The following is a 23,467-nucleotide window of genomic DNA, read 5'->3' on the forward strand; positions in this document are numbered from 1 at the left end:
CCGATGACGGGCGGTTGGGCCGACCGTTGGGACGCCCCGCCGGAACCCGCCTGGGTGATCGAGCCGACCAGCGAATGGGACCCCCAGTTCCCCGGCCAGCGCTACCCCGGCGACATCGGCAGCCAGTATGCCGACCCCCGGGGACGGGCCACCACCTCCGGCCGCGCCGAGGTGCCCCCGCTCGCCCCGACCCGCCCCGACGGCACCTACCTCGGCCGGTCCTGGGCCGACCAGCAGGACGACGAGACGACCCGCCGGGACGACCCGCACACCGATCACGACGCGTACCGCCGACCGGTCGACGAGGCGTACCGACGGCCCTCCGACGAGCCGATCTGGCAGCGGGAACGCCGTCAGCCCGCGACGGACCGGCACGACGACCGGACCGTACCCGACCGGTACGACGACCGACCGGACGCGGACCGGCAGGCCGGTCGGACCAGTTGGTCCGACCGGCGGCGCAGCAGCGCCGAGCCGGCCCCGACCGGGTGGCACCAGGACCGGTCCGGCACCGACCGGCACCGGACCGGCCGCTACGACACCCCGCCCCGCCAGGACCGCACCGCCCCCGGCGTCACGCCGGTCTCCCCCGGCCGGCCACCCGTCTCCCCCGCCCCACACCACGAGCCGCCCCGCCATGAGCCGCCCCGCCATGAGCCGCCCCTCGGCGGGCGGTCCGGCCGGTTCGCCGAACCCGGCTGGACGTCCGAGCCAGCGCAGGCCCCGCCCCGCCGACGCAGCACCGGCGAACGTCCCGCCGCCGACCGTCCGGCCGCCGACCACCACACCACCGACCGCCCCGCCCCCGACCGCCCCGCCGCCGACGACGGCAGCCGCGACCGGCGTGCCGCCGACGGTGACGGTCGTGCCCGGCGGGACGCCGACGGCCTCGGTCCCGATCGTCGGATCAGCGCCGACGGCGGTCACGACCGCTCTGCCCGCCCCGAGGACAGCTACCGACGGGGCGCTGCCGAAGCCGGATACCAGCGCCCGGCCGCCCGTCACGACGATCACGGCCGCAGGGGCACCGAGGACGGCCACACCCGGCGGACCGCCGACGACTCCCCCGGCTACGACCGCTACACCGCCGACTTCGCCGGCCCCGGCCGTCGGGCCGCCGAGGACCCGTACCGCCGCGCCACCGGCGGGTACGACCCGTTTCCGGCCCGGCCCGAGCGGGACCAGCCGACCCGGTTCCGGGAGGACGAACCGCTCCGGTCGAGCCGTCGGGAGGTTGACGAACGGCCCGCCGCACGGGGCCACGACGACCATCGCCGCCGCCCGCTCGACGACGACCGGGGGGCGATGTCGCCCATTCCCGAGGAGCGGTGGCAGCACCCGCGCGGGCGCGACGAGCGCCGGCCACCGGACCCGCGCGAGGCCGCGGCGCGCAGCGAGGCGTACCCCCACCTGCGTTCCCGCGAGACCGCTGCGCCGTCCGAGCCGTGGAGCCGCTCCGGCACGGACCGGGCGGAAAGGCTGCGCCCCGACCGCGAACCGGAGCACGGCCGCGACGGCCGGCAGCCGTACCCCCGGCCGGAGCGCCACCCGGCCGGGCCGGCCCGGCCGGTCGCCCCGCCCGCCCGCCACGACGACCGCCCGGCGGCCCGGACCGCCCCGGACCCCCTCGGGGACCGTCGGACCCCGGGGCGTCCGGTCTCCGGTACGCCGTTCTACGGCAGGCCACCCGGCCACCCGGTGTCCGGGGTCCCGGTCTCCGGATCGCCGGTCTCCCCGGCTCCGGTGTCGTCGGCATCCGCCGCCCCGCCGGCCGCCCCGCCCGTGACCGGTCCCTGGGGCCCCCGCCCCGGCCCGCCCCCGCCACAGCCCGGCGACCGCCCCGCCGGTGCCCGTCCGGGTGACGTCGCCACCACCCCGGTCGCTGGCCGGCCCGGCCCGGTGCCGCCAGGCACCCCCGCGCCGCCCGCCGACCTGCCGACCCGGGAGCGCCACACCGACCGGTGGTCGTCCGCCCCCGACCCGGACGAGGTGGCCCCGGTCTCGGCACCACCGGCCGCCCGGTTGCACATCGAGTTCCGCCGGCCCACCGAGGCCGCCCCGCCGGTCGATCGGCCCGCCGCCGGACCGAGCACCGACCGGGCCGCCGCCGGGCCACCCCCGGCGGCAACCACGGGCGGCTCCGGAACCGACCGGACCGCGCTGGAGATCACCCCGGACAAGCCACGCCGGTACGTCCCACCGACGCCGGAGCCCGACGCCACCGACCACCGGGACACCGCCGCCCCCCGTACGACGCCGGGAGGCTCGGCGGCATGGTTCCGACCCGGCCGGTCCACCTCCACGCCGGCCACACCACCCGCCCCGAGCACGGCACCCACGGGGACGGCGTCGACCGGCGCTTCGGCGGCCACGACCGAGTCGGTGCCACCCCGCGCGGGTCGCCCGACCTCCACCCCGCTCCCGTCGGACGTGTCGCGGACGGAAGTCCCGGTGCCCCGGTCGCCGGCGCCTCCACCGGCTCCCGACGCCGGTCCCCGGCCGGCCCCACCCACCGGCACCTCCGACGAGGACCGGTCGGCAACCCCGGCCACCGACATCGCCGACGCCGATGGGCGGCCTGCCGTCGCCGACCGTGAAACGGGATTCGTGGACCGGGCGACCAGCGCCGGCCCCTCCGCCGCCCGACCCGGTTCCGACCGCGACTCCCTGCCGACCACCGGCCGGGGCACCCCGCCCGCCGCGACCGACGCCCCCGGTGGGACCGGGCTACCTCCGTCGGCCGACCCCGTCACGCCCGCCGGCTCCCTGGCCGTGCCGACGGACGTCCACGACGGGAACCTGCCACCGCGCCGACCCGCAGTGGCGGTTCCGGCCGACGATTCCGGTCCGGCGCGCGAAACCGCCCCGATCGACCTCGCCGGGCTCGACGCACCCCCGGCCGGCGACGCCGTCCCGACGGCCGTTCCGGGCAGCACTCTCCCGGGCAGCACCCTCCCGGCAACGCCCGCACCCCGCGGCACCGGGACCCGGCCCACCGCCACCGGTCCACGAGGCACCGACCCCGCCGGCGACGGTCCGGCGACCACCACCGCCGGCAGCGCCACCGACAGAACGGCTGCCGTGGCGGCGACCAGCGCACCCGCAGCCCCCGACACCGGGGCGGTCACCGCCACCGGAACGCTGACCGGCGCCACCGGCACCGCAGCGGAGGACGGCGCACCGGCGGCCACCAACGCCGCTACCGGAGCGGCCGCCGGTGCCGGCGATCCGGCCGGCGGCACACCGGAGCGGGCCGTCACCGGAACCCGTCCGGACGACGCCGGCCCGGTGGCGACGGTCGTCGGTGAGCAGGACCGGACGCCGACCCCGGACCGGACCGCGTTCCCCGATCGGGCCACCGCTCCCGACCGGGACGAGACGCCGGACCGGGACGCCACTCCTGACCGGGACGAGACTCCCGACCTGGACGAGACTCCCGACGAGGCCGCGACCGCGGACCGGGAGGCGTCTCCCGGTCGGGTCGCGACCGCGGACCGGACCGTGTCCCCGGACGCCGTCCCGGCTGCGCAGGAGGCCGTGCCCACGCACCTGCTCCAGGGCGATCCGGAGCAGGTGCTGGCCGGCTACCGGTGGCGACTGGACCCGCAGACCCTGCGCGAGGTGGTCGACGACCCGGCCGAGCTGCGGATCATCCGGGGCCGGCTGACCGAGAAGCTCGCCTCGTCGCTGGACAACCGAGCCCGGGCCCGGCTGCTCAGTCTGCGGGCGGTGGTCTCCCGGCTGGTCGACGACCTGGACGACGCGGTGGCCGACGGCCGGCTCGCACTGACCTACGCCGAGGCGACCGGCGAACTGCGGCGTACCGCGCTGGCCCGGGCGCGGCTGGCCGAGGCGCTGCGCTGGAAGGGGGAGTTCGCCGAGGCCGACCGGCTCTTCACCGAGGCCAACTCGACGGAACTGCCGGACCTGCTCCGGTCGGCGCTGCACGAGCACGCCGGCCGGTGCTGCTACGACCAGGGCCGGTTGATCGAGGCGTGCGGGCACTTCGAACGGGCCCTGGACCTGCACCGGGCCGACGATCCGGAGCTGACCGACCGGATCGGGGTGGCGCTGGACGCGGTGCACGCCCGAGCGGTGGCGCGGAAGGGGTTCGGGCCGTACCCGCGCAGCCAGGAGGAGATGCGGCACGGCCGCCGCTCGCCGCTGCCCACCCACGACGGCCAGGACCGCTGGGGGTACGCGGACACCGACGGTGACCTCGTCGTCGAATACCGGTACGCCGAGGCGCAGCCGTTCCACGAGCAGTTGGCCTGGGTACGCCGCCCCGACCAGGCCGGCTGGGAGTTGATCGACGAGGCCGGCACCACCCTGCTCGGCCCCGCGTACGCCCGGGTGCTGCCCTTCTCCGACGGCCTGGCCTGGGTGTCGCAGGGCGGCGACGCGGACTGGTCGGCGATCGAACCCGACGGGACCGTGCTGGTGCCGGGCGGCTTCGAGGAGGTGCGACCGTTCCGGGCCGGGGTGGCCGCCGTGCGGCGGGGCGGCTGGGGGGCGGTGGACCGGCACGGTCGACTGGTCGTCGCGCCGCGCTACCACGGGATCGCCACGATGCTGTCCGACGGTCGTCGGCTCGACGGCTTCACCGACGAGGGACTGGCCGTGGTGGAGCTGGCCGGGCGCCGGGGCGTGCTCGACCGCACCGGCGCGGTGCTGGTCCGGCCGGTGCACCCGGCGTTGGTGATCCACCCGGTGGCGTTCCTGGTCGGCGACGGGATGAGCCACTGGGGGGCGTTGGACCGGCGGGGCGAACCGCTGATCCCCCCGGTGCACGCCGACTGGGACGCGGTGGTGGCGGAGATCGACCGGCTGCTCGCCGACGCCCACCCGGTGCTCTGACGCCCGCCCGCGCCGACGGGTGCCCGGGGCCGGGCGGGGCTAGGGTCGCAGGATGGAATTCCGACACCTTGGCCGCTCGGGCCTCATCGTCAGCGAGATCTCGTACGGCAACTGGATCACCCACGGTTCCCAGGTCGAGGAGGAGGCGGCGCTGGCGTGTGTCCGGGCCGCCCTGGACAGCGGCATCACCACCTTCGACACCGCCGACGTCTACGCCGGCACCCGCGCCGAGACGGTGCTCGGCAAGGCCCTCGCCGGGGAGCGCCGGGAGGGGCTGGAGATCTTCACCAAGGTCTTCTGGCCGACCGGCCCCGGCCGCAACGACCGTGGCCTGTCCCGCAAGCACATCATGGAGTCGATCAACGGCTCGCTGCGCCGCCTCCAGACCGACCACGTGGACCTCTACCAGGCCCACCGGTACGACTACAGCACGCCGCTGGAGGAGACGATGGAGGCCTTCGCCGACGTCGTACGCGCCGGCAAGGCGCACTACATCGGCGTCTCGGAGTGGAAGGCGTCGCAGCTGCGGGAGGCGCACGCCCTCGCCCGGGAACTGCGCATCCCGCTGGTCTCCAACCAGCCGCAGTACTCGATGCTGTGGCGGGTCATCGAGACCGAGGTGGTGCCCGCCAGCGAGGAGCTGGGCATCTCCCAGATCGTCTGGTCGCCGATGGCCCAGGGCGTGCTGTCCGGCAAGTACCTGCCGGGCCAGCCGCCGCCGGCCGGCTCCCGGGCCACCGACGAGAAGTCCGGGGCCAACTTCATCGCGCAGTGGCTGGGCGACGAGGTGCTGACCCGGGTGCAGCAGCTCAAGCCGCTCGCCGAGCAGGCGGGGCTGACCATGCCGCAGCTCGCCGTCGCCTGGGTGCTCCAGAACCCGAACGTCGCCTCGGCGATCATCGGCGCGTCCCGCCCCGACCAGGTCCACGACAACGTCAAGGCGGCCGGGGTGACCCTGGAGGCCGACCTGCTCAAGGCCATCGACGACATCGTCGCCCCGGTCACCGAGCGGGACCCGGCCAAGACCGAGAGCCCGGCCCAGCGCCCCTGACCGGCACCGACCGCACCCCGTCCCGGACGGTTGCCGGGTGGGGTGCGGTCAGGTCCGCCAGAAGCGGATCAGGGACAACGCGGTGCTGTAGAGCCACGGCGGCAGGCCCAGCAGGTCGCTGAGCCAGAAGACGGCGGTGAAGAACCAGTTGCCGATGCGCGGGTTCCACAGCAGGGCGAAGAGCAGGATGAAGCCGAACGGCGCGAACATGTCGTACATCCGGCGCCACTGCGGGTTGAGCCACGGCTGGATCATGTTGCCGCCGTCCAGACCGGGCACCGGGAGCAGGTTCAGCACGCTGGCGGTGAGCTGGAGGAACGCCAGCAGCGCCACCCCGGCCCAGAACTCCAGCGGGCCGCCGGCGTCGATCCCCACCCGCAGCACCACCACCAGCAGCAGGGTGAACAGCACGTTGGTGGCCGGGCCGGCGAGGCTGACCAGGGTGTGCCGCAGCCGCCCCGGGATGGCGTGCCGGTCCACCCAGACCGCCCCACCGGGCAGGCCGATGCCGCCGAGCAGCACCACCACCACCGGCAACACGATCGACAGCAGCGGGTGGGTGTACTTGAGCGGGTTCAACGTCAGGTAGCCCCGGTGGGCGATGTCCCGGTCACCGGCCCGGTACGCGACCACCGCGTGGGCGTACTCGTGCAGGCACAGCGAGACCAGCCAGCCGGAGACGACGAAGAGGAACACGTCGAACCGGACGTTGCCGACCCCGTTCCAGATCAGCACGCCACTGGTCACGAAGAGCGCCACCAGGGCCAGGAAGATCGGACTGGGCCGGAACGCCGCCCGGGGCACACCGAGCACCAACGGCTCGCCCCCCGGACGGTCGTACGCCATCACTCCGCCGTCGGCAGCAGGCTCATCCGGTAGTCCACCCGGTCGTCCTCGACGAGCGTGACCGAGGTGACGCCGGACGCCGCGAGCTCCCGCCATGCCTGACCGATCCAGGACTCGGCGTCCGCCTGGCTGCTGAACGTCTCCGCCGGCCCGTCGACCGGTGCGCCGTCCGTGCCCTCGTACCGCCAGCTCCACGCCATGCCGCGTCTCCCCTCGCCGCTTTGCCGTCCCCGGGGGACGGACCCCCGCAAGCGTAGTCGGCCGTTGCCGGAGCGCACCGGACGCACGCCTGCCGGTGGCCGGGTTCCGCGCAGCGTGACCGGTCCGGGCCGGCGGGCGGGGCCAGGCCGGGCGGCCTTAAGGTACGGGGCATGTCCGTTGACGGGTGGAACACGGTCCTGGTGCTCGGCGGTATCCGTTCGGGCAAGTCGGAGTTCGCCGAGGCCCTGGTGGCCGACGCCCCCACGGTGCGGTACGTGGCGACCTCGGCCGCCGCCGACCCGGACGACACCGAGTGGGCCACCCGACTGGCCGCCCACCGGGCCCGTCGGCCGGGCAGCTGGACCACCGAGGAGACCGCCGGGGACCCGCGCCGGCTGGCCGACGTGCTCGCCTCGGCCGGGCCGAACGAGACCCTGCTCGTGGACGACCTGGGCGGCTGGGTGACCGTGCTGCTCGACCCGGCCCACCAGCCGGCCGACGACGTGGCCACGATCGCCGAACTGGCCGAGGCGGTGCGGGCCAGCGAGGCACGGATCGTGCTGGTCAGCCCGGAGGTGGGGCTGTCGCTGGTGCCGACCACCCCGTTGGGGCGGGCGTTCACCGATGCGCTGGGCGCCGCCAACCGGGCCGTCGCGGACGCCTGCGACGCCGTCGCGCTGGTGGTCGCCGGTCAGCCGGCCTGGCTCAAGCCGTCCACCCCGGCCCGGCTGGTCGGCGTACCCGCCCAGGCCGTCCCGACCGGTGGTACGACCGTCCCGACCAGCAGCACGGGCAGCACGGCGGCCACGGCCGACGGGGCGGCGGACCCGGCCGACGGGCCACCCCCGCCGCTGCCGGAGGTGCTGACCCCCACCGTGCCGGCGGCCCCGGCCGCAGCGGCTGCCGACGGCACCGCCTGGGCGGCACCGACCATGGCGTTGCCGGTGGTCGCCACCGGGCTGGTCATCCAGCCCGGCATGGAACTGCCGATGCCCGACGAGTACGCCGGCCCGCAGGCGGTGCAGCGACTCGGCACCCTGGACCTGCCGGGAGCCGGACTGGGCGTGCTGGAGCGGGTGGTCGAGTTCGCCGCCGCCACCCAGGGCACCCCGACCCCGACGCCGTGGACCGACGTCCGGGTGCTGCTGCTGCACGGCGACCACGCCGGGGGCACGGCGGCCGGGGCGGTGCCCGGGGAGTCGGCCCGGCTGGCCGGGCAGGCCCGCGCCGGCCGGGGGGCGTTGGCCCGGCTGGCCGCCGAGAGCGGTGCCAGCCTCCAGGTGGTGGACGCGCCGCCGTCCGCGCCGATCGAGCACGGGCCGGCGCTGGACACCGACGCCGTCGAGTCGGCCCTGCGCTACGGCTGGCGGTTGGCCGAGGAGGCCGCCGGGGCGGGCGTACGACTGCTGGTGCTCGGCGCGTGCGGGGCCGGTGCCGAGGCCGCCGCCGCCGCGGTGCTGGTCGCTACCGCGGGCGCGGAGGCCCCGACCGTGCTCGGCCGGGTGCACACCGCCGACGGCGAGATCGACGACGCCGCCTGGATGGTGCGCTGCGCCACCGTCCGGGACGCGCTGCACCGCACCCGCCGTTCTCCCCGCGACGCCAAGGACGTGCTGGCCGAGCTGGGCGGCGGTGACGTGGCGGTGGCCACCGGCGTGCTGCTCGGTGCGACCGCCCGCCGGGTGCCGGTGCTGCTCGACGGGCCGGTCGGGCTGGCCGCCGGCATGATCAGCCGGGACCTGGCCGGACAGACCCGGCACTGGTGCCTGCTGGTCGACCACGGCGGCCATCCGGCGGTCCGGCTCGCCGCCGACGTGCTCGGCCTGACCCCGCTGCTGGACCTGCGGCTCGACCTCGGTGAGGGGGCGAACGCGCTGGCCGCCCTGCCGCTGTTGCGCTCGGTGCTGGCGCTGGCGGGGTCGCTGCCCGTGCACCCGCAGCACGGTGGCGTCGACGACGAGCCGGCCGGCGACCCGACCGGGACCAGCACCACGCCGGGCGGCGACGCCCCCGCCGTCACCGTGCCGGCCGACGACACCTCGGCCACCACGCCGACCGGTGCCGCATCGGCGACCGACGAGGCAGCTGAGCCCGACGTTGCCCCGGAGTTCGCCGAGCCCGAGCCGGCCGGCCCGGGTCCGACCACCATCGATGCCGGGCCGGAGCGCGACCCGTCCGGCCGGCGTGCCGGCTGAGTCGGGGCGCGGCGACGGGTTCCGGCTGGCGCTGACCACCTTCACCACCGTCCCGGTCCGCCCCGGCCGGATCGACCGGGCGACGGCGGGCACCGCGATGGCGCTCGCCCCGCTGGTCGGGGTGCTGCTCGGGGCGGTACTCGGTGCGGTGCTGCTGGGCCTGGCCGCGCTCGCCCCACCCCTGGTCGCCGCCGGACTGACCGTCGGGGTGGCGGCCCTGGTCACCCGGGGGCTGCATCTGGACGGGTTGGCCGACACCGTGGACGCGCTGGGGTCGTACCGGCGGGGTTCGGCGGCGCTGGAGATCATGAAGAAGCCGGACGTGGGCCCGTTCGGGGTGGTCGCGCTGGTGGTCGTCCTGCTGCTCCAGACGGCGACCCTCGCCGAGTTGGCCGGACGGTCCTGGCCGGCGACGCTCGCGGCCGTGGTGGCCGGCACCGCCGCCGGTCGGCTCGGGGTCACCCTGGCCTGCCGCCGGGGGGTGCCGGCGGCCCGCCCCGACGGGATGGGCGCGCTGGTCGCCGGGACGGTCGGGCCGGTCGCGCCGGTCGTCGGCACGCTCGCCGTCGCGCTGGCGGCGACGCCGGCCGTGCCGGGCCGCCCGTGGCAGGGGCCGCTGGCCGTGCTGGCCGCCCTCGTCGTCGCCACCGGACTGCTCCGGCACCTGGTACGCCGGCTCGGCGGCATCACCGGCGACGTCCTCGGGGCCATGGTGGAGGTGGTGACCACGCTGGTCTACCTGGGCTTCGTCCTGTCCGGCTGAGGACGACGCGGCGCGCCGGGTAGCGTTTGCCCCGACAGCACCGGCACGGCCTTCCGGGGGACGACTTGCTCATCACGGACGACTTCCTGCCCGTACCGGTCCCGGAGTCGCTCAGCGCGACCTACCTGGTACCGATGGCGGGGTTGCCACCGGTGAGCCCGAAGACCGCGGTACGAGCGCTCGCGGGCCGGCTCGCCGACCCGGTCTACGGCCTGGCCACGCAGATGCTGGACAGCCCGCTGATGTCGGTGGACACCCGCTCGATCGACGAGTTTCCGCAACTGCCGCCGGACCTGCTCACCGCGTTCGGTGCCACCGAGGCCCAGTTGGGCCGGCTCGCCGCCGCCAGCCACCTGGTGGTGGTGCAGGCCGAGTACCGGCCGGGCTGGCCACCGGCGCACGAGTGGGCGGCCCGGGCGGTGGCCGCGGCCGTCGCCGAATCCGTCGACGGTGACGTGGTGGACGTGTTCGGGTTGCAGTTCCTCGACCCGGCGACGGCGCTGAAGTCGCTGCCGGACGCGCAGGGCCGGATCCGGCTGGTCGACTGGGTGCTGGTCCCCTACTCCTCGGACACCGAGGGGCTGTGGTTCACCACCAAGGGGCTGCGCCGCTTCGGGCTGTTGGAGTTGCAGACCCAGGGGGTGCCCGACCATCTCACCCGGGCCTGGGGCGCGGTGCTGACCGGTGCCGCCCGTCGACTGCTGCGGGACTGGACCGACGGGCTGGCCGGCGAGGAGGTGCCGGCGTTCGTGCAGCTTCCGGTGCTGGCCACGGTGACCGGGCACGACATCGCGGTCGCGTACGGCAATCCGGAGCAGCACGGCGCGACGGCCCCGGTGCTGTTGCGGCTGGAGCTGGACCCGGCCACCGACCCCGAGGCCGACTCGTTCCTCAGCCTGCGTCCCCCGCCCGGTCACCCCGGGCCGGACGGCCGCTACTACGCGGCGGCCTGCGCGACCCTCTTCTCCGGCATCGAACCGGACGTCCGGTACGCCCGCTCGGGCGACGCGATGAGCCGGGCCGTCGCCACCGCCCGTGCCGGGCTGGACGACATCCGGGCCCGGTTCCTCGCCGACGGGCTGCCGCCGGAGGCACAGCTGGTGGTCAAGTACGGCCTGGCCGGCGACGACGGCCCCGAGTACGTCTGGGCCGGGGTGAACTCTTGGGACGCCCCGGAGCGGATCATCGGCGCGAGCGCCAGCGACGCCAACACCGACCCCACCGTCCGGATCGGCTCGCCGGTCGAGGTGGCGGTCACCGAGGTCGTCGACTGGGCGGTCCTCGACGGCACCGGCGTCATCGAGGGCGGCTGGACCCAGGCAGTCCTCGACGCCGGCGAACGCCCCCACCCCACCCACTGACCCCACCCGGCCCCACCCCCCACCCCGCCCGAGTCCGCCCGGCTCGGCCCGGCCCGGCTCGGCCCGGCTCGGCCCGGCTCGGCCCGGCTCGGCCCGGCTCGGCCCGGCTCGGCCCGGCCCGGTGATCAAGAGGTTTAGGTCAAAATCCCGGCCTGACATGACGTAAACCTCTTGATCACCGAGGCCGGTCGGGGGCGCGGAGGCCAGCCTCGGGTGATCAAGAGGTTTAGGTCAGGATTTCGGCCTGAGATGACGTAAACCTCTTGATCACCGAGGCCAGCCCGGGGCGAGGCCAGAACCCACGGAGGCCGGCCCGGGGCGAGGCCAGAACCGGTGGGGTGGTTAGCGGACTGAGGGGGTGACGAAGGGGGGGCGGGTCAGGCGCATCTGGGCGCGGCGGCCCCGGATGTCGACCTCGACCAGGTCGCCGTCAGCGAGTTTCGGCTCGGTGTCCAGCAGGGCGAGGGCGATGCCCTGCTTGCGGGTCGGGCTGAAGGTGCCGCTGGTGATCGTGCCGACCGGGGTGTCGCCGACGTGCACGGTCATCCCGGCGCGCGGGATGGCCCGGTCGACGGCTTCCAGGCCGCGCAGCGTACGGCGGGGGCCGGCGGCCTTCTCGGCGCGCAGCGCGTCGCGGCCCCAGAAGGCCGGCTTGTCCCAGCCCACCGCCCAGCCGGAGCGCCCCTGCACGGGGGTGATGTCCAGGGAGAGGTCCTGCCCGTGCAGCGGGTAGCCCATCTCGGTACGCAGGGTGTCCCGGGCTCCCAGCCCGCAGGCGCGCAGCTCGACCTGCGCTCCGACCGCGAAGATCGCATCCCAGACGGCGACGGCGTGTTCGGCCGGCACGACCAGCTCGTAGCCCAGCTCACCGGTGTAACCGGTACGGCAGACGGTCAGCTCGGCACCGGCCAGCGTCGCCGGGGAGAAGCTCATGTAGTCGTGCCCGGTGGGCAGGGCCAGCGCGTCGAGCAGTGCGGCCGAGCGGGGGCCCTGCACGGCCAGCACCGCGTATTGGTCGTGCTCGTCGGTGACCTCGACGTCGGCCGGGGCGGCGGCGCGCAGCCGGCGTACCACCTCGGCGGTGTTCGCCGCGTTGGGGATGAGGAAGACGTGGTCGTCGGCGTACCGGTAGGCGATGATGTCGTCGACCACCCCGCCGGTGGCGTCGTCGCAGCAGAGCGTGTACTGCGCCTTCCCCGCCCCGATCCGGTCCAGGTCGTTGGTCAGGCAGGAGTTGACGAACCGCGCCGCGCCGGGGCCGGTGACCCGCGCCTTGCCCAGGTGTGAGACGTCGAAGACCCCGACCGCCGTCCGGACCGCCGCGTGTTCCTTGAGGACGCCGCCGCCGGCGTACTCCAGGGGCATCTCCCAGCCCCCGAAGGGGGCGAACTTGGCACCGAGCGCGGTGTGCCGCGCGTGCAGCGGGGAACGGCGCAGCCGGGTCGCGGCGGCGTCGGAGGTCACGTCCGTCATGGGTGGCAACTTACCGGTGGGTGCGCCGCTGGTTAGCATCGGCGGGACCCGTCGGCACATCGGCGGGACGCACCCGCGCTCCGGCGGGTAGGTTGCCGCCGGAGACCATCACCGCCGGTACGCGACGACGCGGCCGGCCCGGCCCGCCCGGAGTAGCTTCAGTGACATCGTCCAGCACCACCCTCAGCCTGGTCGACACCGACCCCGCCGAGCTCGCGGTCGACGCGATCGTGATCGGCGTACACAGTCAGACCACCGGCCCGGACGCCACGAGCGGTCCCGCCGGCACCCTGCTGCTGGCCGACGGCGCGGAGAGCATCGCCGCCGCCTTCGACGGCAAGCTGACCGCGACGCTGGCCCTGCTCGGCGCGACCGGCGGCCCGGGCGAGGTGATCAAGCTGGCCACGCTGGGCACCGTCACCGCCCCGCTGGTCCTGGCGGTCGGGCTGGGTCCGGAGCCGACCGGGGCCGCCCCCGCCCCGGAGACCCTGCGCCGGGCCACCGGCGCGGCGGTCCGGGCGCTGGCCGGGGCGCCGCGGGTGGCGCTGAGCCTGCCGCTGCCCGACAACGCCGACGCCCCGGCCGTGCTGCGCGCGGTCGCCGAGGGTGCGCTGCTCGGCGGCTACCGCTTCGCCGGCTACAAGACCACGCCGCAGCCGTCCCGGCGGGAGCCGGTGGCCGAGGTGCTGATCGCCGTACCGGACGCCGCCGACGAGGCCGCCCGGGCCGAGATCGACCGGGCCACCGCGGTGGCCGGTGCGGTGCGGACCAGCCGGGACTGGGTCAACACCGCGCCGAACGAGCTGCGTCCGCCGGCCTTCGCCGAGGCCGTGGCCACCGCCGCCCGGGCCGCCGGGCTCGACGTCGAGGTGCTCGACGAGCAGGAGCTGCGGGCCGGCGGGTACGGCGGCATCACCGCCGTCGGGCAGGGCTCGGAGGCCCCGCCACGCCTGGTCAAGCTGACCTGGACCCCGGTGGGCGAGACCAACGGCAAGCGGGTGGCGCTGGTCGGCAAGGGCATCACCTTCGACACCGGCGGCATCTCGATCAAGCCGGCGCAGGGCATGTGGGAGATGAAGTCCGACATGGCCGGCGCGGCGGCCGTCGGCGCGGCGATGCTGGCGATCGCCGCGCTCAAGCCGTCCGTGACGGTGACCGGTTACCTGCCGATGGCCGAGAACATGCCGTCGGGCACCAGCTACCGGCCGGGTGACGTGGTCACCATGTTCAACGGCAAGCGGGTCGAGGTGCTCAACACCGACGCCGAGGGCCGGATGATCCTCGGCGACGCGATGGCCCGCGCCTGCGCCGACGGGACCGACTACCTGTTCGAGACCTCCACCCTCACCGGCGGCCAGGTGATCGCGCTGGGCAAGCGGATCGCCGGGGTGATGGGCACCCCCGAGCTGTGCGAGCGGGTGAAGGTGGCCGGCGACGCGGTCGGCGAGCCGGCCTGGCCGATGCCGCTGCCGGACGACGTACGCAAGGGCATGGACTCGGACGTGGCGGACATCTCGCAGGTCAACGCGGGCATGGACCGGGCCGGTCACATGTTGCAGGGCGGGGTGTTCCTGCGCGAGTTCGTCACCGACGAGGTGGCCTGGGCGCACATCGACATCGCCGGTCCCAGCTACCACTCGGGTGAGCCGACCGGCTACTGGACCAAGGGCGGCACCGGGGTACCGGTGCGTACCCTGCTGCAACTGGTCGAGGACGTCGCCGCCAACGGCTGACGGATTCGCGACACACGGATTCGCGACACCACGACGGGACGCCCACGGGCGTCCCGTCCGCGTTTCCCGGGTCTACCCGCGCGCGGTCAGAACAGCTCGGGCCGACGCTTGCGGCGCTCGTTGTAGTCGCGCATGCGCTGTGGGTAGCCCATCAGCCGGACGTCGTAGATCGGGATGCCCAGGGCGTGCGCGAAGCGGCGGGCACCGTCCGGGCCGTCGATGCGTCGCCGGGTCCACTCGCCGTCGTCGGCGATCATGATGACGGTGGTGTCGGTCATCGTGGTCCGGGGTTCGACGAACGCCTCGACACCCCGGCGGGTCCGGACGAAGTTGGCCAGATGATCCAGGTCGGCCCGGTCGGCCGGCCGGTCACGGTTGGCCGCGGTCGGCGGTTTGCGTCGCCGGAACAGCGCCACCGGGCGTCTCCTCTCCCCCGTCCATCGTCGAGGACGGTGCCAAGAGTACGTGTCGGTGACGTGTCATTGGGCACCTCGGTACGCGCTGCGGACGGGCAAGTGACAAGATGACCGAGGTGGGGTCTGCCCGTGCCGCCCCGCCGTAACCCCCCGATGCAGCGAAGCGACCAGGGAGTTGGACGTGAGCGAGCCGAACGACGCAACCTTCGACATCGTCATTCTCGGAGGTGGCAGCGGCGGCTACGCGGCGGCGCTGCGTGCCGCCCAGCTTGACCTCTCCGTCGCGCTGATCGAGAAGGGCAAGCTCGGCGGGACCTGCCTGCACAACGGCTGCATCCCGACCAAGGCGCTGCTGCACGCGGCGGAGATCGCCGACCAGACCCGCGAGTCGGCGCAGTTCGGCGTCAAGGCCGAGCTGGTCGGCATCGACATGGCCGGGGTCAACTCGTACAAGGACGGGGTGGTCTCCCGGCTGTACAAGGGCCTCCAGGGGCTGGTCGGCGGCAGCAAGAACATCACCTTCGTGGCGGGCGCCGGCAAGCTGGTCGGCAAGAACGTCGTCGAGGTGGACGGCAAGCGCTACACCGGCCGCAACCTGATCCTGGCCTCCGGCTCGTACGCGAAGAGCCTGCCCGGCCTGGAGGTCGACGGCGAGCGGATCATCACCAGCGACCACGCGCTGACCCTGGACCGCGTCCCGGCGTCGGTGATCGTGCTGGGTGGCGGCGTGATCGGCGTCGAGTTCGCCAGCGTGTGGAGGTCCTTCGGGGTGGACGTGACCATCGTCGAGGCGCTGCCCCGGCTGGTGGCCGCCGAGGACGAGGAGTCGTCGAAGGCGCTGGAGCGGGCGTTCCGCAAGCGGAAGATCAACTTCAAGGTCGGCAAGCCCTTCGAGAAGGTCGAGAAGACCGAGAAGGGCGTCAAGCTGACCATCTCCGGTGGCGAGACCGTCGAGGCCGAGCTGCTGCTGGTCGCCGTCGGGCGGGGTCCGAACACCGCCGACCTCGGCTACGCCGAGCAGGGCGTCAAGCTCGACCGCGGTTACGTGCTGACCGACGAGCGGCTGCGCACCGGGGTGCCGAACGTCTACGCGGTCGGCGACATCGTGCCCGGCCTCCAGCTCGCCCACCGCGGCTTCGCCCAGGGCATCTTCGTCGCCGAGGAGATCGCCGGCCTGAACCCGGCCGTGATCGACGAGGTCGGCATCCCGCGGGTCACCTACTCCGACCCCGAGCTGGCGTCGGTGGGCCTGACCGAGGCGAAGGCCAAGGAGCAGTACGGCGACAAGGTCAAGACCTACAACTACAACCTGGGCGGCAACGGCAAGAGCCAGATCCTCAAGACCGCCGGCTTCGTGAAGCTGGTGCGGGTCGAGGACGGCCCGGTGGTCGGCGTACACATGGTGGGTGCCCGGGTCGGTGAGCTGATCGGCGAGGCGCAGCTCATCTACAACTGGGAGGCCTACCCGGCGGAGGTGGCGCAGCTCGTGCACGCCCACCCGACCCAGAACGAGGCCCTGGGCGAGGCACACCTGGCCCTGGCCGGCAAGCCGCTGCACGCGCACGCCTGACCCACACTCATTCCGCGACGCCGGCGGCAAGCGGGCGAGGATCGCACCAGGCCACGAAGGAGTTTCATAACATGCCGGTATCGGTCACCATGCCTCGGCTCGGCGAGAGCGTCACCGAGGGCACCGTCACCCGCTGGCTCAAGCAGGAGGGCGAGACCGTCGAGGTCGACGAGCCGCTGCTGGAGGTCTCCACCGACAAGGTCGACACCGAGATCCCGTCCCCCGCCGCGGGGGTGCTGAGCCGGATCGTGGTCGCCGAGGACGAGACCGCCGAGGTGGGCAGCGAGCTGGCCGTCATCTCCGGCGAGGGCGAGTCGGCCGGCTCGGCCGCCCCGCAGGAGGACGAGGCCGCCGAGCCGGAGCAGGCCGAGCCGGCCACCGAGCCGACGGCCGCCGCCGAGGGCACCGGCCCGGAGCCCGAGCAGGAGCAGGAGCAGCCGAAGGCGCAGGCCGCCCCGGCGTCCTCGGGTGCGGGCACCGCGGTGAAGATGCCGGCCCTGGGCGAGAGCGTCACCGAGGGCACCGTCACCCGCTGGCTCAAGCAGGTCGGCGAGACCGTCGAGGTCGACGAGCCGCTGCTGGAGGTCTCCACCGACAAGGTCGACACCGAGATCCCGTCGCCGGTCGCCGGCACCGTCCTGGAGATCAAGGTCCCCGAGGACGAGACCGCCGCGGTGGGCGCGGACCTGGCGATCATCGGTACGGCGGACGCCGCCCCGGCCGAGTCGGCACCGGAGCCGGAGCCCGCCCCGAAGGCGGAGGCCAAGCCCGAGCCGAAGCCGGAGCCCGAGGTCGCCGAGCCGACCCCGGGTGCGGGATACAACGAGCCGGCCGCCGAGGCCGAGTCGGCGGCCCAGCCGGCGAAGGCGGAGCAGGCCGCCCAGCCGGCCGCTCCCACCGCCCCGCCGGCCCGGTCGTCGGCCCCCGCCCAGGGCGGCGGCGAGGAGGCCGCCGGTTACGTGACCCCGCTGGTCCGCAAGCTGGCCGGCGAGCACGGCGTCGACCTGGCGTCGGTCAACGGCACCGGGGTCGGTGGCCGGATCCGCAAGCAGGACGTGCTGGAGGCGGCGGAGAAGGCGAAGGCGGCCAAGGCCGCCCCGGCCCCCACCCCGCAGCAGGCCGCGGCGGCCCCGGCGAAGCCGGCGGCCAAGGCGCAGCCGAGCGCCAAGCGCGGCAGCACCGAGAAGCTGCCCCGGATCCGGGCGACCATCGCCAAGCGGATGCAGCAGTCACTGCACGAGATGGCGCAGCTGACCACGGTGATCGAGGTGGACGTCACCCGGATCGCCAAGCTGCGCACCCAGGCCAAGGAGCCGTTCCAGCAGCGGCACGGCGTGAAGCTGTCGTTCCTGCCGTTCTTCGCCCTGGCGGCCATCGAGGCGTTGCAGACGTACCCGATCGTCAACGCGAGCATGGACCTCGACGCCGGCACGATCACCTACCCCGACGCCGAGCACCTGGGCATCGCGGTGGACACCGAGCGCGGCCTGATGGTGCCGGTCATCCACGGTGCGGGTGACCTCAACCTGGGCGGCATCGCCAAGCGGATCGCCGACCTGGCCGTGCGCACCCGGACCAACAAGATCAGCCCGGACGAGATCGCCGGGGCGACCTTCACGCTGACCAACACCGGCAGCCGGGGCGCGCTCTTCGACACCCCGATCGTGCCGTCGCCGCAGTCGGCGATGCTCGGCACCGGTGCCGTGGTGAAGCGTCCGGTCGTGGTGAACGACCCGGACCTGGGTGAGGTCGTCGCGGTCCGTTCGATGGTCTACCTGGCCCTGTCCTACGACCACCGGCTGATCGACGGCGCCGACGCGGCCCGTTTCCTGGTCGCGGTCAAGGAGCGGCTGGAGGGCGGCAACTTCGAGGCCGAGTTGGGCCTGTAACACCCGCGTTCGACGAAGGCGCCCCGGTCATCGACCGGGGCGCCTTCGTCGTCACCGCGCCCGCGTCGGGTTGATCGTGGTGGAGGTGGTGACCATGGGTGGTTCCCGGCAGGCCCTGCGCCGGGTCGTGCACGCCGAGCGGATCGACCACGAGGCGCACGGGGCCGCCTGGCGGGCCCGCTGGCACGAGGAGGCCCCCGATCAGCGGCCGGACGGCGCGCCTGGTGCGACGCCGTCGGGGCCGGACAGCGCGCCGGGTACGTCCTAGAATCGGTACCAGCGTCGCGGTGTACCCGGCAAGGAGACCGCCGAGGGCATGGAGGCGCGGGACAGCATGGGACACATGTGCACCCCGATTCCACCCCGGCCGACCGCCTGACCGCGCTCGGCCACCAACTGGTAGAGATCCATCTCTGGCTGCTCGACGAGCTCGACCAGATCCGGGCCGCCCTCGACGCCGACCCGTCGGCCGACGCCGAGCCACCCGCCGGCGGCCGGCTACGCAACCTGCGTACCCACTGTCTCAGCTTCTGCGCGGCGCTGACCCGGCACCACACCGGCGAGGACACCGGGGCGTTCCGGGTGCTCGCCGACGAGGTGCCCGAGCTGCGGCCGGTGCTCGACAAGCTCAGCCGGGACCACCGCATGGTCGACTGGATCGTGCGGCGGATCGAGGCGCTGGTCGCCGACCCACCGGTCGACGACCCGGCGGCCCTGGACCGGGTACGCGTCGAGCTGAACGGCCTCTCCGCCATCCTCGAATCGCACTTCCGCTACGAGGAGCGCACCCTGACCGCCGCGCTCGACACGCTCGGCGACCGGGCCGGCGGGACCGAGGAACTGCTCGGCGTGGCCCCGCCACCGGACTGGTGAGCCCATGTTGATGGCGACCAGGTCGTGCAGTATCGGGCCCGGCGGAGACACGGGTGGACGGCACTACCGGGAGCGCGTGCGATTCTCCGGTTGGCAGAATCCGGGCGTACGGGATGGCCGGGACGGCCCGCGACGGCGAAGCTGGCCCGGTGACCGTCTTCTCGCTCCAGGCCACCCCGACCGATGCGGCGAGCTGGCTCGACCTCGCCCGCCGGGCCGAGGCCGCCGGCTTCGACGCCCTGCTCGCCGCCGACCATCCGGGTGACGTGACGTCCCCGTTCGTCGCGCTCGCCGCCGCCGCCGCGGTGACCACCACGATCGGGCTCGGCTCGTACGTGTCGAACCTGGGTGTGCGGGAACCGATCCTGCTCGCCGCCGACGTGGCCACCCTCGACCTGGTCTCCGGCGGGCGGGCCCGGCTCGGCGTCGGGGCCGGCCACACCCCCGCCGAATGGGCCGCCGTCGGCCGGGTACGCCCCGACGTGGCCGGCCGGGTACGCCGCTGCGTGGCCGTCGCCGAGGCGGTCCGCGCCCTGCTCGACGGCTCCCCGGTGACGGTCGACTCCCCCGACCTGGTCGCCCGGGAGGCCCGGCTGACCTCGCCCCGGCCGGTGCAGGAGCACATCCCGCTGACCATGGGCACCGCCAACTCGACGCTGCTGCGCTGGGCCGGCGCGCACGCCGACGTGGTCGGGTTGACCGGTTTCGGGCGTACCCTCGCCGACGGTCACCGGCACGAGGCGCGCTGGCGGACCGACCAGATCGAGGCGCAGCTCGCGCACGTGGCGGCCGGCGCGGCCGGCCGGGACACACCGCCCGCCCTGGAGGCCCTGGTGCAGACGGTGGCGGTCACCGACGACGCCGAGGCCGCCGCCGCCGAGCAGGCCGGTCGGCTCGGTCTGTCCGTCGCCGAACTGCTGGCCACCCCGTTCGTGTTGATCGGCACGGTGGACGAGATCGTCGCGGCGGTCGCCGCCCACCGGCGTCGCTGGGGCGTCACCCGCTTCGTGGTACGCCGGGACGCCCTCGCACCGCTCCTCCCGGTCCTGGCCCGCCTGCCCGGCACCGCACCGGTACGGGACGAGTGAGTCCCCGGCCGGGCGGTCAGCTCGGCCCACTGCCGGCGGAGGCGTTCACCGAGGTGGAGCGGCTTCTCGCCGACCTGCGCCCGGTCCCCGCCGGCGACGCCGGGCACCGGTAGTCCCGCGCCGCGGGCCAGCCCGGTCGTGCTCCGTTCGCCGGGCCGGCCGGCGGTCGGCGCATCCGATCGGGCCCGCGTACCCGAAGATGGGGGTATGCGGATCCTCATGGCCGGCGTGTCCGGCTTCCTCGGCACCCGGCTGGTCGATCGGCTCACCGGCGACGGGCACCAGGTCACCCGGCTGGTCCGGCGGTCGCCGCGGAACCCCGACGAACAGCGGTGGGACCCGGCCGCCGGGCAGCTCGACCCGGCCGTGGTGGCCGGGGCCGAGGCGGTGGTCAACCTGGCCGGGGCCGGGGTCGGCGACAAGCGGTGGACCGACGACTACCGCCGGGTGATCCGGTCCAGCCGGGTGGACAGCACCACCACACTGGCCGTCACCATCGCCGGGTTGCCGGCGGCCGACCGGCCCCGGGTGCTGCTGAACTCCTCGGCGGTCGGCTGGTATGGCAACACCGGCGACCGGGTCGTCGAGGAGGACGCCCCGGCGGGTGAGGGGTTCCTCGCCGACGTGTGCCGGGTCTGGGAGGCGGCGACCCGGCCGGCCGAGGATGCCGGGGTACGGGTGGTGCGGCTGCGGACCGGTCTGCCGTTGCACCGTGACGGCGGGTTGCTCAAACCACAGCTGCTGCCGTTCAAGCTGGGCATCGCCGGCAAACTGGGCAGCGGACGGCAGTGGCTGCCGTGGATCTCGCTACGGGACTGGCTGGACGCCACGGTGTTCCTGCTGACCGCCGAGGAGATCGCCGGGCCGGTCAACGTCGTCGGCCCGCACCCGGTCACCAATGCCGAGTTCACCCGGGAGCTGGCCCGCCAACTGCACCGCCCGGCGATCGTCCCGATTCCCGCGCTCGCCCTGAAGGTCGCCCTGGGCGGCTTCGCCCAGGAGGCGCTGACCAGCACCCGGGTCCTGCCCGGTGTCCTCACCCGGGCTGACTTCCCCTGGACCCACCCCGCTCTCCCCGCTGCCCTGCACGCCGCCCTGACCGAGTGAGGGCGATCAGCGGCCGGCCTGCCGGGTAGCCACCTGGTCGCCGCCCACGCATCCAGCACCGACGATACGACGGTCCGCCGGTCCGATTCCCGCCCGGCGTCGAGTTGCGGGTCCACCCGGTCGGTCCAGTTCCGGTTGGTAACGTCCGCTCCGTGCCGTCTTCCCCCACCCTGGCCGCCGACCAGCCGCCCACCGCCGCGCCGGACACCGGCCGGGGGCGGCGGGCCGACCTGATCGTGGTGATCGTCGCGGTGGTGCTGGCGGTCTGGGTGACCAGCGGCCTGTGGCGCGACCCGAACCAGCGGGCCATCACCGTGAACTCCAGCGACCAGGCGCTCTTCGAGTGGCTGCTCGCCTTCGGCGGGCACGCGGTCACCCATGGGGAGAATCCGCTCTTCACCCACCTGCTCAACGTGCCGGACGGGGTGAACCTCGCCGTCAACACCTCGATCACCGTGTACGCGGTGGTCTTCGCGCCGCTGACGTACCTGATCGGGCCACCGGCGACGTTCCTGGTGATCCTCACCCTCAACCTGGCCGCCACCGCGCTGGCCTGGTATTGGCTGCTCTCCCGGCGTCTGGTCGGCAGCCGGCTCGCGGCGGGGATCGGGGCGCTGTTCATCGCCTTCTCCCCCGGCATGGTCTCGCACGCCAACGCCCACCTGAACTGGACCGCTGGCTGGCTGGTGCCGCTGCTGGTGGCGGCGGTGTTCGCGCTGCGCCGACCCGGGCGCTGGTGGCGGGGCGGGCTGGTGCTCGGCGTGCTGGTCGCGGTGGCCTTCTCGATCGCCGCCGAGGGGCTGTTCTTCACCGCCCTGGCGGTCGCCGTCTTCCTCGGCGTCTGGGCGGTGCACCCGGCCCGCCGGGCCCAGGCCCGCGCCGCACTGCCGGACTTCCTGCGCGGGCTGGCGGTGACCGCGCTGGTCGCCGGGGTGCTGCTGGCGTATCCGCTGTGGCTGCACTTCGCCGGGCCGCAGCGGTTCCACGGCACCGGCTTCGACCCGGTCATCCACGCCGAGGACATCGCCGCGTTCGGCGCGTACCCGAGCCGGTCGCTGGCCGGGGCCGCCGGGCTGGACACCTCGCTGGCGCCCAACCCGACCGAGGAGAACAGCTTCTTCGGGCTGCCGCTGCTGCTGCTCACCGTGGCCTGCTTCGGGCTGCTGTGGCGACGGGCCAGCCCCGGCCGGCGGGCCACGCTGACCGCGCTCGGGGTGACCGCCGTGGTCTTCGCGGTGCTCTCCTGGGGGCCGCTGGCGAAGTGGAACGGGCGGCGCACCGGCCAACTGCTGCCCTTCGGGGTGCTGGACAACCTGCCGGTGGTCAACGCCGCCCTGCCGTCCCGGCTGGCCCTGGTGGTCGCCCCGGTGATCGGGGTGCTGCTGGCATACACGGTCGACCGGTTGCGGGCGACGCCGCCGGGCCGGACGGCAGCCTGGGCGTGGGGGGTGGGTTTCGCCGCGGCGTTGCTGCCGCTGCTGCCCACCCCGCTGTTGACCAGCGTCCGCCCGACGGTGCCGGCGTTCGTCACCGCCGGCACCTGGCGGCAGTACGTCTCACCGGGCGGCGTGCTCACCCCGATCCCACTGACCCTGGACGTCACGCCCGACGGCCAGCGCTGGCAGGCGTACGCCCTGGCCCATCGGCAGGGTGCGTTCCGGCTGCCCGCCGGGTTCTTCCTCGGACCCGGCGGTCCCGACGGGCGGGGTCGGATCGGACCGCCGCCGCGCACCTTCGACACCCTGATGGACCAGGCCGGTCGCACCGGGTTGGTGCCGATCGTCACCGAGGGCAGCATCCGCCTCTCCCGGGCCGACCTGCGCTACTGGGGGGTCGAGGCGGTCGTCCTCCCCGACGAGGTACACGGGGCCAAGTACGACCTCGACGAGGACGCCCTGCGCCGCACCGCCACCGCGCTGCTCGGCGAGCCCCGCCGGGTGGACGACGTCTGGCTCTGGACCGTCCCCGCCTCCTGACCGTCCCCGCCTCCTGGCCGACGCGACGAGGCTCACGGGTCGGGTCAGGTGCGGGCGGGGCTAGGGTG

17 protein-coding genes are annotated in these 23,467 nt (G+C 74.9%); 13 read left to right on the forward strand and 4 right to left on the reverse strand.

What is annotated here, in order from left to right; all coding sequences use genetic code 11:
- The first annotated feature begins 3 nt into the window (after positions 1–3).
- Together GA0070216_RS36000 and GA0070216_RS02275 are read left to right on the forward strand one after the other, a co-directional pair.
- On the forward strand, positions 4–4,857 hold the full coding sequence (locus tag GA0070216_RS36000) for a WG repeat-containing protein (RefSeq protein WP_281190392.1): 4,854 nt from the start codon (positions 4–6) through the stop codon (positions 4,855–4,857).
- 52 nt (positions 4,858–4,909) lie between these two features.
- Positions 4,910–5,908 carry an aldo/keto reductase family protein gene (locus GA0070216_RS02275; RefSeq protein WP_091237795.1) on the forward strand — a complete coding sequence of 333 codons (999 nt, stop codon included), beginning with the start codon at positions 4,910–4,912 and terminating at the stop codon, positions 5,906–5,908.
- 48 nt (positions 5,909–5,956) lie between these two features.
- On the opposite strand, the gene GA0070216_RS02280 is transcribed toward GA0070216_RS02275, so the two are convergent.
- The gene (locus tag GA0070216_RS02280) at positions 5,957–6,754 is read right to left on the reverse strand and encodes a site-2 protease family protein (RefSeq protein ID WP_091237797.1); all 798 of its coding nucleotides are present in this window, start codon (positions 6,752–6,754) and stop codon (positions 5,957–5,959) included.
- Positions 6,754–6,954 carry a hypothetical protein gene (locus tag GA0070216_RS02285; RefSeq protein WP_091237800.1) on the reverse strand — a complete coding sequence of 67 codons (201 nt, stop codon included), beginning with the start codon at positions 6,952–6,954 and terminating at the stop codon, positions 6,754–6,756. The genes GA0070216_RS02280 and GA0070216_RS02285 overlap by 1 nt, the downstream gene beginning before the upstream one ends.
- A gap of 171 nt (positions 6,955–7,125) precedes the next feature.
- Here GA0070216_RS02285 and GA0070216_RS02290 point away from each other — a divergent pair, with 171 nt between their 5' ends.
- From GA0070216_RS02290 to GA0070216_RS02300, 3 genes are all read left to right on the forward strand, one after another.
- A complete protein-coding gene (locus tag GA0070216_RS02290; protein ID WP_091237803.1) occupies positions 7,126–9,150 on the forward strand; it encodes a bifunctional adenosylcobinamide kinase/adenosylcobinamide-phosphate guanylyltransferase in 2,025 nt (674 codons plus the stop codon).
- On the forward strand, positions 9,107–9,913 hold the full coding sequence (gene cobS / locus GA0070216_RS02295) for an adenosylcobinamide-GDP ribazoletransferase (RefSeq protein WP_091237806.1): 807 nt from the start codon (positions 9,107–9,109) through the stop codon (positions 9,911–9,913). Before GA0070216_RS02290 ends, cobS begins: the two co-directional genes overlap by 44 nt.
- A gap of 65 nt (positions 9,914–9,978) precedes the next feature.
- Entirely contained in the window at positions 9,979–11,274 is a 1,296-nt protein-coding gene (locus GA0070216_RS02300) for a DUF2314 domain-containing protein (protein WP_091238878.1), read from the forward strand.
- A 342-nt stretch (positions 11,275–11,616) separates the two neighbouring features.
- On the opposite strand, the gene gcvT is transcribed toward GA0070216_RS02300, so the two are convergent.
- Positions 11,617–12,747, reverse strand: a complete 1,131-nt coding sequence (gene gcvT / locus GA0070216_RS02305) for a glycine cleavage system aminomethyltransferase GcvT (protein ID WP_091237809.1) — start codon at positions 12,745–12,747, stop codon at positions 11,617–11,619.
- 161 nt (positions 12,748–12,908) lie between these two features.
- Here gcvT and GA0070216_RS02310 point away from each other — a divergent pair, with 161 nt between their 5' ends.
- A complete protein-coding gene (locus GA0070216_RS02310) occupies positions 12,909–14,480 on the forward strand; it encodes a leucyl aminopeptidase (protein ID WP_091237812.1) in 1,572 nt (523 codons plus the stop codon).
- 86 nt (positions 14,481–14,566) lie between these two features.
- On the opposite strand, the gene GA0070216_RS02315 is transcribed toward GA0070216_RS02310, so the two are convergent.
- Positions 14,567–14,896, reverse strand: a complete 330-nt coding sequence (locus GA0070216_RS02315) for a hypothetical protein (protein ID WP_091237814.1) — start codon at positions 14,894–14,896, stop codon at positions 14,567–14,569.
- A 181-nt stretch (positions 14,897–15,077) separates the two neighbouring features.
- Between GA0070216_RS02315 and lpdA the strand changes: the two genes are divergently transcribed.
- The 7 genes from lpdA (at position 15,078) to GA0070216_RS02350 (ending at position 23,399) form a co-directional block, all read left to right on the forward strand.
- Positions 15,078–16,466: a dihydrolipoyl dehydrogenase gene (gene lpdA / locus GA0070216_RS02320; RefSeq protein ID WP_091237817.1), complete on the forward strand. Its 1,389-nt coding sequence runs from the start codon at positions 15,078–15,080 to the stop codon at positions 16,464–16,466.
- Positions 16,467–16,537: 71 nt separating this feature from the next.
- The gene (gene sucB / locus GA0070216_RS02325; protein WP_091237819.1) at positions 16,538–18,355 is read left to right on the forward strand and encodes a 2-oxoglutarate dehydrogenase, E2 component, dihydrolipoamide succinyltransferase; all 1,818 of its coding nucleotides are present in this window, start codon (positions 16,538–16,540) and stop codon (positions 18,353–18,355) included.
- A gap of 94 nt (positions 18,356–18,449) precedes the next feature.
- The gene (locus GA0070216_RS34320) at positions 18,450–18,623 is read left to right on the forward strand and encodes a hypothetical protein (RefSeq protein ID WP_176738784.1); all 174 of its coding nucleotides are present in this window, start codon (positions 18,450–18,452) and stop codon (positions 18,621–18,623) included.
- Between the two features lie 77 nt (positions 18,624–18,700).
- Positions 18,701–19,228, forward strand: coding sequence for a hemerythrin domain-containing protein (locus tag GA0070216_RS02335; RefSeq protein WP_218108115.1), 528 nt, complete (start codon positions 18,701–18,703; stop codon positions 19,226–19,228).
- A 149-nt stretch (positions 19,229–19,377) separates the two neighbouring features.
- A complete protein-coding gene (locus GA0070216_RS02340) occupies positions 19,378–20,316 on the forward strand; it encodes an LLM class flavin-dependent oxidoreductase (protein ID WP_091238884.1) in 939 nt (312 codons plus the stop codon).
- 207 nt (positions 20,317–20,523) lie between these two features.
- On the forward strand, positions 20,524–21,423 hold the full coding sequence (locus GA0070216_RS02345; protein WP_091237825.1) for a TIGR01777 family oxidoreductase: 900 nt from the start codon (positions 20,524–20,526) through the stop codon (positions 21,421–21,423).
- Between the two features lie 152 nt (positions 21,424–21,575).
- On the forward strand, positions 21,576–23,399 hold the full coding sequence (locus tag GA0070216_RS02350; RefSeq protein WP_176738785.1) for a DUF6311 domain-containing protein: 1,824 nt from the start codon (positions 21,576–21,578) through the stop codon (positions 23,397–23,399).
- Positions 23,400–23,467: the final 68 nt, after the last annotated feature.

It is taken from the genome of Micromonospora matsumotoense, assembly GCF_900091525.1.
Classification (GTDB): domain Bacteria; phylum Actinomycetota; class Actinomycetes; order Mycobacteriales; family Micromonosporaceae; genus Micromonospora; species Micromonospora matsumotoensis.

What these genes read in the sequence shown, in the direction of transcription:
- GA0070216_RS34320 (WP_176738784.1), top strand. Translation starts at nt 18,450, where the DNA reads ATGGGTGGTTCCCGGCAGGCCCTGCGCCGGGTCGTGCACGCCGAGCGG.
- GA0070216_RS36000 (WP_281190392.1), top strand. Translation starts at nt 4, where the DNA reads ATGACGGGCGGTTGGGCCGACCGTTGGGACGCCCCGCCGGAACCCGCC.
- cobS (WP_091237806.1), top strand. Translation starts at nt 9,107, where the DNA reads ATGCCGGGCCGGAGCGCGACCCGTCCGGCCGGCGTGCCGGCTGAGTCG.
- sucB (WP_091237819.1), top strand. Translation starts at nt 16,538, where the DNA reads ATGCCGGTATCGGTCACCATGCCTCGGCTCGGCGAGAGCGTCACCGAG.
- GA0070216_RS02280 (WP_091237797.1), bottom strand. Translation starts at nt 6,754, where the DNA reads ATGGCGTACGACCGTCCGGGGGGCGAGCCGTTGGTGCTCGGTGTGCCC.
- gcvT (WP_091237809.1), bottom strand. Translation starts at nt 12,747, where the DNA reads ATGACGGACGTGACCTCCGACGCCGCCGCGACCCGGCTGCGCCGTTCC.
- GA0070216_RS02290 (WP_091237803.1), top strand. Translation starts at nt 7,126, where the DNA reads ATGTCCGTTGACGGGTGGAACACGGTCCTGGTGCTCGGCGGTATCCGT.
- GA0070216_RS02285 (WP_091237800.1), bottom strand. Translation starts at nt 6,954, where the DNA reads ATGGCGTGGAGCTGGCGGTACGAGGGCACGGACGGCGCACCGGTCGAC.
- GA0070216_RS02345 (WP_091237825.1), top strand. Translation starts at nt 20,524, where the DNA reads ATGCGGATCCTCATGGCCGGCGTGTCCGGCTTCCTCGGCACCCGGCTG.
- GA0070216_RS02275 (WP_091237795.1), top strand. Translation starts at nt 4,910, where the DNA reads ATGGAATTCCGACACCTTGGCCGCTCGGGCCTCATCGTCAGCGAGATC.